Here is a 12,670-nt window from a genome sequence, read left to right on the forward strand (position 1 = left end):
AAAAAAATAAATAAAATAAATATTATATATTAATTATAAACTTAACTAATGTAAGCGATAAATAATAGTATAATATTTGCCTTATTTTTAGTTTTCAAAATCTAAAGTGGGCAAAATTCGCTTTTTTGGACGAATTTCTTTTAGTATTTTTTCTTCTTTTGGATTTTTTATTTCTTCAAATTTATTCATTCAAACTGTTAAACTATTTGAAAATTTATCATTAAGTCCTATTTTGTCTGCCTTTAGATTAGTAAACATTAAAAATATTTGTAGCATTATTGCTAATGAAGATAAAACAATTGGAATAGATAAAAATAGTTTTTGATATGGTTTTATTTTTTCTTTTTTTGCTGCTTCTAAAAAAGTTTGTGGGTGAATAAAAATAACAAAAGAAAGAAAAATACAAATTCATAAAAAAGCAAACAAGCGTTGTCTATCAAATATTATTTTTGAAAATTTATCAGAAGACACATTATCTTTCTTTATTATTTTTAGTCTACAAATTGCTAAACCTATTGTTTTACCTTTTCAAATAATTGGTAAAACAATATAAAAGAAAGTTAAATATGTGATTATAAGAAATAATCAAACATAATAGTTTGCAATATGATAATATGTGTTTTTTTGATAATTAAAAACCATAAATGAGGTTGCAATTAAAAAAATAACAAATAAACTTAAATCAATTGAAGATGCTAATAAACGAATTCAAAAATTAGCTTTTTTGTTTTGTTTTATCATGTGAAATTTTTAAAAATCTTTTCCCATTTTGATATTTGTTGAATGTCAACATCATTTAAAATAACTATTTTATTATTTAAGAAGTATTTATTTTTGTTAATAATATTTGGATTTTTTTCATTAAATTTATTAATTAACAATAAAGCATTAGTTTTAATAAGTTTTAAAGATTTTTTATTTTTAATATTGATTTGTCCAAGCATTCCAGCTTCAAAATGTTGTAAATGCATTTTTTGTGAAAATAATAAAGCCTCTTTAAGTTCTTCATTATTGTTATTATATAGTTGATTAAACAGACCTCAAATATTTTCTCATTCTAAATTAATTATTTTAGGACTTAAAATTGAAATATCAAAGTTATAATCTTCAACTCAAGTGTTTTTATAGTATGCAAATGTTTTAGATAAAATAATGCTCTTATATTTGCAAGATGCAGAAAATTCTAAATTATCAGTTTTGGTTATATTTTCAACATAGATTTTTTTATATATCACAGTTTTTGTTAAAAAGTTAAAAGAATAGGGACTTATTAATGTAATTGGACTTTTGTCTAATTCAAGATTAATAATTTTTTCATTTTGGAATTTATCACGATAAAAATCATAGTGAACTAATCCGCGACAATATCCATTTAGTTCAATAAAATCAGGTTTAGTTACACTCTTATTAATAAAATTAATAATATGGTTTGTAAATTCACTCTTGATATATGAATATGAATAGAAAATATATGAATATTCAGTTTTAACAAAAGTAAAAGCTTGCCTTAAAACTATGCTTATATGTTGATGTGAAGAATTAATAATCAGTTTAAGTCTATTACCAATATTTTGTTTATATTTCTTTATTGCTTCAAGTTCATTGTCATTCGGTTTATCAATAAGAATAATTACATCAAAATTTTGATTTTTTTGCTTTGTTAAATTTTTAAGAATTGCTGATATATCTTTTTTTGGTTGATAGATAGGAACTACTATTGTTAATAAATTTTGTTTATTTTCCATTTTACCTCACTACATTTTTATTCCACCAGGTGTTCTTGGGAATGGAATAACATCTCTAATGTTAGATATTCCTGTTACATACATTACAAGTCTTTCAAATCCTATTCCGAAGCCTGAAGAAGGTGCATATCCATATCTTCTTAAGTCTAAATATCATTGCAGCGGTTCTTGTTTAATGTTTAATTCTTTAAGCCTTTGTTCAAGTTTTTTATATCTAGATTCACGTTGGCTGCCTCCCATTAGTTCACCAATGCCAGGGACTAATAAGTCAAATGCAGCAACTGTTTTATTATCAGTATTTTGATACATATAAAAGGCTTTTAATTCTTTAGGATAATTAATTAAAGCAACAGGGCCATTAACTATTTTTTCAGCGATAAATTTTTCGTGTTCACTTGATAAATCCATTCCAAAAAAAATATTTTGATCTTCAAACATGTTCTTGTTTTTTTCAAGTATTTTAATTGTTTCTTTGTAATCAAGTATTTTTAAATCTTTGTTTATAAAATCTTTTAAAGTAGGAATTAATGTTCCGTTTTTAAGATCATTTAATATTTTCATTTCTGAAGGATAGTTTTTTAAAGTGTTAGCAATTATTGTCTTTAATAAATTATCAGCAAGTAAAATTACATCATTCAAATTAGCGAAGGCAACTTCAGGTTCAACCATTCAGAATTCTGCAAGATGGCGTGAAGTGTGTGAATTTTCAGCTCTAAAAGTTGGAGCAAATGTATAAACTTTTTTAAACCCGTTTGCATATGCTTCAGCATGTAATTGTCCAGATACACCTAAATAAGCTCTTTCTTTAAAAAAGTAATCATTTTTATTATTAGGATTATTGACTTCAAGTGTTTCACCTGCCCCTTCACAGTCATTAGAAGTTATGATAGGAGAAGCGACATTTATAAATCCATTTTCTTGAAAGTATTTATGAAGTTCAAAAACAAGTGAATTTCTAATTAACATAATAGTTCTAAATAAATTAGTCTTATGTCTTAAATGAGGAATTTCACGCAAGAAATCAAGAGTAGTTTCCTTCTTTTGAATTGGATAGTCGTCATCTGAAGTATTAATAATTTCTAAAGTTGAAACAACAAGCTCAATAGGTTGAGGAGATTTAGGAGTTAATATTAAAGCGCCAGAAACTTTTACTGAAGTTCCTAAATTAATTTTGTCAATTTTGAAATCTAAAATATTTTTACCTTTGATAACAACTTGGAGATTATCAGAAGTTGAACCATCATTTAATGAAAGAAATCTAATTTTTTCATTTCCGCGGTTTGCTAAAATTCAGCCTTCAATTGTATATTGATCATTATCTTTAATTTTTTTTAACGAGTTTAATAATTTCTTTATGTTCATGTTTTAACCTTTAATTTCAATTTTTTCAAGTCCATTCATATATGGAATTAAAACTTTAGGGATGCTGATTGATCCATCACTATTTTGATAATTTTCCAAGATTGCAGCCATAACTCTATCAATGGCAAGGCCTGACCCATTCATAGTAAATGCATAAGTAGTTTTTCCTTCGTCGTTGCGATATCTAATTTTTGCTCGTCTTGCTTGGAAATCATTGCATATTGATATTGAAGAAGTTTCACGATACTTTTCTTCACTAGGAATTCATAATTCCAAATCAATAGTTTTTGCTGATGAAAAACCTATATCTCCAGTTGATAACATAACTTCACGGTATGGAATTTCAAGAAGTTCAAGAATGTTTTTTGCATCATTAACCATTTTTTCTCATTCAGTCATTCCATCTTCTTGTTTTACAACTTTAACAAGCTCTACTTTGTGAAATTCATGTTGGCGAATAATTCCTCTTGTGTCACGTCCTCCGCTTCCTGCTTCAGATCTAAAACATTTAGTATAAGCAACATATTTTTTTGGTTTAGATAAATCTAAAATTTCATCGTAATGATAGTTTGTTACTGGCACTTCAGCGGTAGGTATTAATCAAAGATCGTTACCTTCTAGTTTAAATAAATCTTCTTTAAATTTAGGAAGTTGTCCTGTTCCATATAGCATTTTACTATTAACAATATGAGGGGGCATTATTTCTTCATAACCATTTTTTATATGAGTGTCTAACATAAAATTTTCAAACGCTCTAATTAATGCAGCACCTTCTTTTTTGTATAGAACAAATCTAGTTTGAGCAAGTTTTACAGCTCTTGAAAAATCAATAATGTCAAGTTTTGTGGCAATATCATAATGAGGTTCAACATTTTTAACTAACCCTCTACCTAAAGTTGGATGTTCTTTAATAACTACATTATCTAAATCAGAATGTCCAATAGGAACATCATCATAAGGAATGTTAGGAATTTGCAAAACTAATTCATTTACTTTATTGATTGATTTATCTGCTTTTAATTCAATTTTGTCAATCTCTTCTTTTAATAAGTTAACCTCATTAATTAGCTTTTCGGGATTTTTTTTATTTCTTTTTTGGATTCCAATCTCTTGGCTTAATTCATTCTTTTTAGCTAAAAGTTTTTCAAGTTTAAAAATTAATTGATTTCTTTTTTCAATTAGTTTAACTATTTTCTCAATGTTTGAAATGTCATAATTACGTGTTGATAGCTTTTTTATTATGTAATTTTTATTATTTAATATGTACTTTAAATCTAGCATTTTCATTTCCTTTTTATATAGTTAAAATATTATAATAAATTTATCATATAAATAAAAGTTTATACATTTAAAAATATTATAATTTTATTTATATATAGTACCCAAAATTCATTATAAAGTCCCAGAAGGGGCTTTTTTAATTCCTTTCTCTTCATTTAGTGAATTGTAAAAATCACATTATTGTTTTATTTTACAAGTTCATTAAATCAATTAAATAAGGTACTCAATTCTAATTATTTTTTTATGTTAGTATCTCTCTTCCGCATTGCTCCTTTATATAAGATATTTATATTATAAATATGCTTATATAAAAGTTCACAATGCGTATAAGTTTCACTTACAATCAAAAGCAAATATAGAATTAGTTCAATAATAGATTTAATGAACTTGTAAAGTTAGGGACTATATAACAATAAAGTTCCCAAAATCTAATAATTAGGGACTATATACATTTTTTAAGGGACTATATGAACGACCCCTTAGAAAAAAATACCCCCTTAAAACATTTAATGGTATATGTGATTTTAGAAAGGAAAATTAATGAGTTCAAGTATTTATGAACTTTCAAATTTATACGAAAAATATAAAGACATGCAAGAATTAGAAAAAAGAGATAAAACATTATTTACAAATTTCAAATCTATTGATAAATTCACTGACGGATTGCAAAATAGACAATTATATATTTTAGCTGCTAGACCAGGAGTTGGTAAAACTACTTTATTGCAAAATATGATAATTAATGCTGCAAAGCAATTAAAAGAATCTGAATATATTTTGTTTTTGAGTTTAGAACTATCAGCTGTTGATGTCTACAAAAGATTTATTCAAATTGAAAGTAATTCATTAACTAAATTTGATATTAATAATTATGACCCTGACGAAGAAATTAAAACAGAAATAGAAAGAATTAAAACTGAATTTCACAATAAAAATATTTTAGTTTTTGACAATGAAGCAAATGAACAAATAACTCCTGCTTACATTCAAAAACTTTTAAATGAGTTAAAAGAAAAAGATATTAAAGTTAAATCAATATTTATTGATTATTTTCAACTTTTGGATAGTAACTTGTTTAATGCAATTGAATATAAAGCACAGGAAGATACTTCTAAACAATTAAAGCAAATTGCTAAGATAAATAACATTAATGTATTTTGTTTAGCTCAATTAAGCAGAGAATATGAAAAACGTAAAACAGTTATTCCTACTTTTTCGGATTTAAAAGGGACAAGCTCAATAGAACAAGATGCAGACGTGATTATGTTTTTATATTCACAAGATAACAATATTTATAACAATAATTCAATCTTAGAATTGCAACTAACTATTGCAAAAAATAGAAATGGATTATGTAATACTTCAAATTTAGTATTTTATACAGAAAAAGCAAAATTCTTTGACAATGATAATTTTTCTGTAATAGCAAAAAATAAAGGGGATAAAAATGGAAGATTGTAAAAAATGTGTTAAATGTGGTTCAACTATAGACCTTGCTAAATTTGGTTCTTTACATTGTTGTAAAAACTGTTTTAAAGAAGTATTAGATTGAGCTCAAGAGTTTGATATGGATTGGTATTGAAATAAAAAATAAGCATTGTATTACTTGTATGTGTATATACTACATATAACTAAAGTTATATATGTAGGTATATATATACACATACATACAAGTAATTAAAATACAATGCAATTTAGATAGATTTAAATATGCCAACATTAAACAATAAACCACCTAAATTTACTATTGAAAAATTAGCAGAATTACTACATTATACAGACCAGGAAGTAAATCCAACATTTGAAGCTTATAAATCAAATTCATTTTATAAAATCTATTCAGGAGCAAAAGGAGTATCTAAATCATTTAGTAGAATGATTGAAACTATATATCGTATTGTTAATGAAAATAATTTTTGTTCAGTATGATGTAGAAATCAATTTAATCACATTAAAAATACACTTAGACCTATGTTAGAAAAAGTTTTATATTTTTTAGCAGAAGAACATAATTTAGATTTTAGAGATTATTTCTATGTAACAAATGAAGCTGCATATTGAAAATTTGATGATAACGGATTAGATAGAGCAATATATTTTCAAAATTGAGAAAAGATTCAAGCATTTCAAGGATTTACACTTAAAAATTCTAATTTTAGATTTGGTGAATTAGTTATTGATGAGCCATTAGAAGATACTGCAGATAGTAATAAATTGCCTCATGAATTGGAAGAAATATATGCATTACAGGAAGAAAAATTACCATTACTAATTGCTAATACTGTTTTAAGAGAAGTAGCTCCTGATAATTTTAAAATTAATGTTACATTTCTTTACAACATATTTACAACTAATCATTTTCTAATTAAAAATTATCATCAAGAAGCTATTAAGATTTTAGAAGAAGATGAATCAATAAATCAAAATGTTTTAAATGAATTATTGGACAACAATTTTATTCAACGAGAAAATAGTGACTTCAGCAATGGGTTAGGAATAATAGTTACAATGTTCTCAAAATATTTCATTCCTAAAAAATATTTCTCTGAAATGCAACAAAAGAATTTAGATTTATTAAAACAAACTAATTATCGGTTATGAGTTATTACTGTTGTTGGGTTTGCATTTAACTTTGAAGATAACAAATTAAATTATTTTATGAAAAACATTATTTTTGACGATGAAGGAAATATTCGAAAGAAAATTAAAACTATATCTAAAAATAAGTTTTATCAATATTTGCAAAATCAAGAAATATTAGGAATTTATCATGGATATGACCCAGGAATTCATGATAATGCTGCATTTGTTACTGTTGCACTACATAAAGATGGAAGAATAATTGTTCTTAAAGTAATTGAAGATATCAAAAGATTAATTCCACAAAAAACATATTGGAAAAATAAAGCTATAAATGAAAAAATAGTTGAAATTATTAGCAAAATGAATAATGAAGTAGAAAAATATCTTCCATATTCTTATTCAAATAGTAACTTTCTATATTCAAAGACTTCTGTTTTGTTTTGTGATAATCACGCAAGTATTGAAGCTTTAAATATTTTATTTGAAGATAAGAAAATTAATTGTTGAGCTATTAAAGCAGTTAGAAAACCAACACAACAATTTGGAATAGTAGATAGACAAATGTGGCAAAAAAATATTTTTGAAAATGGATTAATTAATTTATTGCCAAATAATGAAATTTTATTAAAGTGTTTAGCGAAACAAGTTGTTATAAAAGATAATACAAAACCACTTGATAAGATTGAGAAAAGAGATGAATCAATTCATCCTGAAATATATGATGTTGTTAATGCATTTGAAATGAGTAGTAGTTTATTGTTTAAATATCAATATGCTTTGCTATATGAAAATTTAGAAAATAATTAAGGATAAATAATGGAAAAAGTTTTTAAAAATATTGAAGAATTGATAGAAAAATATCAAAAATGAGGAAAGCCTCAAAGCGATACATCTAGAATGTATTGAGCAGGCGAATATAGCCTGCTTTATGAAAAAATGAAGAAAGAGATATTAAATGATTTAGAAAATGTTAAAGCATTAAAACAATCTAATGAAAAATTTGATAATCAAGATAAACAAACAAGAGACATAAGCATTTTAATAACTGAATTAATGGAATATTATTCAGGCTACATTGTAATATCAAGTGCAACACTATGAGATAATTTATAGAGTTGCATTTTTATATAAAAAAAGAGCAACCATTTTGCTTCAGAAGGCGGTTACTCATGATTAATAATTATAATCATTTAAATTATACCAATAGAATTCTAATAAAAGAATATTTAAGTAAAAATTACTCAATTAGGAAAATATCTAAAGAAATTAAAAAAAGTCCTTCAACAATATCACGAGAAATCAAAAGGAATTTTGATTGCTTTAATTTAGAATACAATCCTGAAATAGCTGATAAAAAAGCTATGACTAGGCATAAACACAAGTTTTATTTTTGAGATCGTCATATATATGAAAAATATGAAGATTTTACCAATCAATTTGTAGCATTATATGATGGTAAAAAATGAATGGTTGAAAATACTTATTTTTATATTAAAAATAATTTTAATTACCCTATCCCTTCGCTTAAAACAATTTTTAATTGGATAAATTCAGGAAAATGGGCTATACAACGGAAAGAATTATTGCGAAGATATTATAAAAAGGGCGGAAAAAGAGCAAATACAAATATAATTGATAGACTAGTTGGCGCTAAATATGTAAAGCCAATTTGAACTCGTCCACAAGAAATTAATGATAGATCTGAGTTTGGTCATTGAGAATTAGATCTTATTTGTGGCAGAAATGTTCGTGGGGCATATCATATCATTACATTTGTTGAACGAAAAACTAGATTTTGCTATACAGCAATGATAAAGGGAAAACATCCAGATAATTTAAATAGAATTCTTTCTAAACTTATAGGTTCCAACAATATTCCTGTTAGATCAATTACAACTGATAATGGATTTGAATTTAGAAAATTAGGGTTATTAGCTTATAAATTTGATATATGCATATATTTTACAGACAAATATGCATCTTGGCAAAAGGGAAGCAATGAAAATTGAAACGGTTTATTTAGAAGATATTTTCCTAAAGGAACTAATTTTGATGAAATTGATCCTGAATACATTAAAGAAGTGACATTAGAAATTAATTATAAACGTAGAAAAATATTGAACTGAAATTCTTCATTAGAATATTACAAGGAAAATTTAATTGAAACTTACAATAAGATTTTTGAATAATTATTAATATTTAATTTAAAAACACTATGTGTTTATTTTTAACATATTTTTTTACTTTTTTTAATACATGAATTTTTGAAAAAAGATAAAATAAAATATGAAGCACATAGTGTTGCACTTCATATTACTTTCTAGCACTGAATTAATGGAATATTATTCAGTTTTAGGGAATAAGCAAAATGCAATTTATAAATATTTAAAGAATTGTGAAAAAGCACTAATGGATTTATTAAATGAATTTGATAAACAAGGCAAAAAAATTAATAATAAAATAGTTTTTGACAATGTTTTTAATTATAAAAGTGATTATAAAACATTAAATAAAGATTTTAAAAAATTAGAAGAATTGTATAAAGATTTAAACAATGAATTCAATGAAAAAATAACCCATTATCAAGATAAAATTTGTGATTTAAAAAACATTATTTGAAAGATGGAAGAGATTTAAGGAAAATAAAATGAATGAAATAACAAAAAACGAAACAGACAAAATAATACACATTGGACAGTTTATTAATGGAAGTTGCATAAATTTAAAATTAAAAAATGACAATAATATATATTCGGGTTATTTATATATTTCATATTCAAGTTATTTGAATAGAAAAAGGGTTAATGGTTTAGAAAGTTGTTGGAATTTTTTGTCAACTAAAAGAGACGTTGAAATTCTTGAAGTTTTAGCAAAAGAAATTGAATGATTAAGTTTTAAAAACTCAAACAAAATATATAAGGTTTCTGAAATTGATTGAAATTGGGAGAAACAAATATGTTAGAAAGTAATGATTTAATTAGAGATATTAATTGTAATGACAGCAATTATGCAACATTAAACATAGATAATTTGAAAACTTATCATAGTAACTATAAATTAGTTGTATACAAAAATTTTAATACTATTTACTGAAATAAAAATTCAAGTCTATGTCCTTATTGAGAAATATCACCATTAGGAAAATGAAGAGTTAGAAGTGTTGATTACAGAAAAGAAAGTGATGTCAATTGAGAAAGAATGAGACTACATAATGAGTGAGTAGTATCTTCAATAGCTATAAACATAAAAAAGAATAAAGATAAAAATTATTTATTGATTTATGAATCAACTGAACCATCATTTTTTTGAGATTTCTTAAAGAATCATCATGGATTAGAAGTTAATCGAAAAGTTTTCACTCTGGACAATGGGCTAGAAAAAAGAGATTTCTGTGTTTTATCAAACATTAAAAGATTTAAAAATTTTAATAAATCTTGAAATAGCATTATTGATTTTGAAAAAGCAGTTTTAAATCAAATAGAAAGTGAAGAAGCATAAAATGACTACCGAACAAGCATTAGAAAAATTAAAGCTACAAATGAATGAAAAAGTTACTAAACTTAAAAATCAACCAATTAATAGTAAAAATCAATTCCTTAAGTTTGGTATTCAATCTACATTACAAACATTGTGAAGTAATTTCCCCAAAATTGAGGGTTTAAATGCTCTACAAGCTAATGAATTTGCTTCTTCATATAAACTTCTAACTTTGCAAAAACTTGAAGCCTTACTATATGAAAAAGGAATTGCTGCTTTAAGAAATAATTGATTAGTTGCTGATATTTTAGATTATGTAGAAGTAAATGGGAATATTAAATATTTAAAAACAAAACTTGAGTTTAATAATTCCAAAGCGCCAATTTATGTATTTGAAACATTTGAATACAAAAATGAAAAATTATTGTTTGATTATGCAATTGTAAAACCTGACAAAATTTCAGACCAAGAAGCTAAAGATATTTTATTTAATTTTTGTGAATATAAACCAACAAAGTTTATTGAAATTCCTTATAAGATTTTTTATAACAATACTTTAAAACAACCTGATTTAAATTTAGTTAATGGAGAATTTTTTAAGCTTCTAGATAAAGATATTGAAGTATTAATTAAAGATTCATATTTGTCTGCACCTTGAATATTTGCGACTGATAATAATGGAATTAAAAAACAAATTCAAGACGGATTAGAAGATTTAGATAAAAGATTTATAGGCATTTCACCACAACTTCAAATGTATGAATATGACCCTTTAAGAATTTTGCAATCTAATTCACAATCACAAATAGTTATTCAAAAAATAGAAAAAAATATTAGTTGAATAAAAAGATTTGCTTATTTAAAACAAGACTCAAATGATTTTGGAACTAAAAATATGCATAATGTCGAAGCACAAGCTTTAAACTCTGATTTTGAAGATTACATTGAATCAAAAGCAAATTTACGGGAATTACAATTTAAAGAATTCTTGAATCAATTTTATCCTGATTTAAATGTTGAAAAAGTTTTAATTTATGGGTCTACTGAATGATTAATAACAGAAGCTAAAAAATATGCTGTTAATTTAGATGGTAGTGTTATTAATCAAAATCAATTAGTTCAAACAAACCAAGAAGAAAAGGAAGAAAGTAATAATGGAGATAACAAAGATTAATGAAGTAGTTGATAAATCTGTTTTACAAACATTTTATGCTAAGTTAATTTTCATTGATGATATTTGCACTGTTCCTGGTTCAATAAACATAATAGATTTTGATTTGTCCAAATTGGAAAAAGTTCAAGGAATGATTAGTGATTTAGTTTATAATCAAACTCCATTATCTGATGAAGTTGATTCAGATTCAAAGTATTCAATAATTTTTAATAATAAATTAAATTTAACAAACAAAATTCTAATTCTTAAAAACGCTACAACAGAGAATGAATATTATATAGTTGAAAATATTAATACTACTTATTCTCCAGAGAAATTAAATGAAGCTGTTAATGTTGCAGTTTGTCAAAGATTAGAAGATTATATAAATAATAAAAAATTTGTCATTTATCCAAATCTTAAAATAAATGAAACTTCACAATTGGATATAAACATTAGAGAAAACTTTTTATTTCAAAAAGCTTTAGTTGAAAAAGTTGATAAAACACAAGAAGAGTTAATTGTTGATAAAAATATGCTATCAATGATAGTTAATCCAATTGAAGTAAATGATGAACAAAATAAGGTTTATATGACTTTTCTATCAAAATTTAGCAATATTGACGTAAGAGATATAAATATTAATGAACGGTATGGAATTAATTGACAAGAACAACTAGTTCCGGAATATAAAAATTTTTTCAAAAAAATTTATGAAATATATTCAAATCAAAATGTGGTAATGTCTGGATTTGCTGGTAAGGATGAAAACTATATAAAAGAATTCAAAAAAATTTACAATGGAAACAATGCTGAAGAATATGTTAATTATGAAATTTCTTTATTAAGAAATCAAAGTGAATTTAACAAGGAACAAATTGAATTATTAGTTTTAATGTGTTCAGGTTTTTTAAAATCAGTATTTTGTGTAGGTGGGGGATTTTCTACATTGCATAAATTTATACTTCCTTTTTATTTTGATATGGTTGGGGAAACAATTTATTTAAGAAGTGAATTTTATGAGCTAAAAGAAGTAGCTGTTAAAAAATCTGAGGAAATTAAGGAGTAA

Annotated in this window: 14 protein-coding genes; 10 read left to right on the forward strand and 4 right to left on the reverse strand. The window is 24.4% G+C overall.

Going from position 1 to position 12,670, the window contains the following annotated elements:
* Positions 1-87: 87 nt before the first annotated feature.
* The 4 genes from LQ356_RS00515 to serS are packed head-to-tail and all read right to left on the reverse strand — an operon-like array spanning position 88 to position 4,388.
* Entirely contained in the window at positions 88-741 is a 654-nt protein-coding gene (locus LQ356_RS00515; protein ID WP_405311785.1) for an RDD family protein, read from the reverse strand.
* Positions 735-1,745: a glycosyltransferase gene (locus LQ356_RS00520; RefSeq protein WP_405311787.1), complete on the reverse strand. Its 1,011-nt coding sequence runs from the start codon at positions 1,743-1,745 to the stop codon at positions 735-737. The genes LQ356_RS00515 and LQ356_RS00520 overlap by 7 nt, the downstream gene beginning before the upstream one ends.
* A 9-nt stretch (positions 1,746-1,754) precedes the next feature.
* The gene (gene asnS, locus LQ356_RS00525; protein WP_405311789.1) at positions 1,755-3,107 is read right to left on the reverse strand and encodes an asparagine--tRNA ligase; all 1,353 of its coding nucleotides are present in this window, start codon (positions 3,105-3,107) and stop codon (positions 1,755-1,757) included.
* 3 nt (positions 3,108-3,110) lie between these two features.
* Entirely contained in the window at positions 3,111-4,388 is a 1,278-nt protein-coding gene (gene serS, locus LQ356_RS00530; protein WP_405311791.1) for a serine--tRNA ligase, read from the reverse strand.
* 540 nt (positions 4,389-4,928) lie between these two features.
* On the opposite strand from serS, the gene LQ356_RS00535 reads away from it, so the two are divergent.
* The 10 genes from LQ356_RS00535 to LQ356_RS00580 all read left to right on the forward strand — a co-directional run bounded on the left by LQ356_RS00535 (position 4,929) and on the right by LQ356_RS00580 (position 12,670).
* The gene (locus LQ356_RS00535; protein ID WP_405311792.1) at positions 4,929-5,849 is read left to right on the forward strand and encodes a DnaB-like helicase C-terminal domain-containing protein; all 921 of its coding nucleotides are present in this window, start codon (positions 4,929-4,931) and stop codon (positions 5,847-5,849) included.
* A complete protein-coding gene (locus LQ356_RS00540; RefSeq protein ID WP_405311794.1) occupies positions 5,836-5,982 on the forward strand; it encodes a hypothetical protein in 147 nt (48 codons plus the stop codon). The genes LQ356_RS00535 and LQ356_RS00540 overlap by 14 nt, the downstream gene beginning before the upstream one ends.
* A gap of 116 nt (positions 5,983-6,098) precedes the next feature.
* Positions 6,099-7,778, forward strand: coding sequence for a hypothetical protein (locus tag LQ356_RS00545; protein ID WP_405311796.1), 1,680 nt, complete (start codon positions 6,099-6,101; stop codon positions 7,776-7,778).
* Between the two features lie 9 nt (positions 7,779-7,787).
* A complete protein-coding gene (locus tag LQ356_RS00550; RefSeq protein WP_405311798.1) occupies positions 7,788-8,084 on the forward strand; it encodes a hypothetical protein in 297 nt (98 codons plus the stop codon).
* A 56-nt stretch (positions 8,085-8,140) separates the two neighbouring features.
* Positions 8,141-9,160 (forward strand): IS30 family transposase, encoded by a 1,020-nt coding sequence (locus LQ356_RS00555; protein WP_405311318.1) that lies wholly within the window; start codon positions 8,141-8,143, stop codon positions 9,158-9,160.
* Positions 9,161-9,305: 145 nt separating this feature from the next.
* A complete protein-coding gene (locus LQ356_RS00560; RefSeq protein ID WP_405311800.1) occupies positions 9,306-9,608 on the forward strand; it encodes a hypothetical protein in 303 nt (100 codons plus the stop codon).
* 10 nt (positions 9,609-9,618) lie between these two features.
* Positions 9,619-9,933, forward strand: coding sequence for a hypothetical protein (locus tag LQ356_RS00565; RefSeq protein ID WP_405311801.1), 315 nt, complete (start codon positions 9,619-9,621; stop codon positions 9,931-9,933).
* Entirely contained in the window at positions 9,927-10,469 is a 543-nt protein-coding gene (locus tag LQ356_RS00570) for a hypothetical protein (protein ID WP_405311803.1), read from the forward strand. Before LQ356_RS00565 ends, LQ356_RS00570 begins: the two co-directional genes overlap by 7 nt.
* A gap of 1 nt (position 10,470) precedes the next feature.
* Entirely contained in the window at positions 10,471-11,622 is a 1,152-nt protein-coding gene (locus LQ356_RS00575) for a htpn (protein ID WP_405311804.1), read from the forward strand.
* The gene (locus LQ356_RS00580; RefSeq protein ID WP_405311806.1) at positions 11,603-12,670 is read left to right on the forward strand and encodes a hypothetical protein; all 1,068 of its coding nucleotides are present in this window, start codon (positions 11,603-11,605) and stop codon (positions 12,668-12,670) included. The genes LQ356_RS00575 and LQ356_RS00580 overlap by 20 nt, the downstream gene beginning before the upstream one ends.

The sequence above is a fragment of the Metamycoplasma faucium genome (genome assembly GCF_045160055.1).
GTDB lineage: Bacteria > Bacillota_I > Bacilli_A > Mycoplasmatales > Metamycoplasmataceae > Metamycoplasma > Metamycoplasma faucium.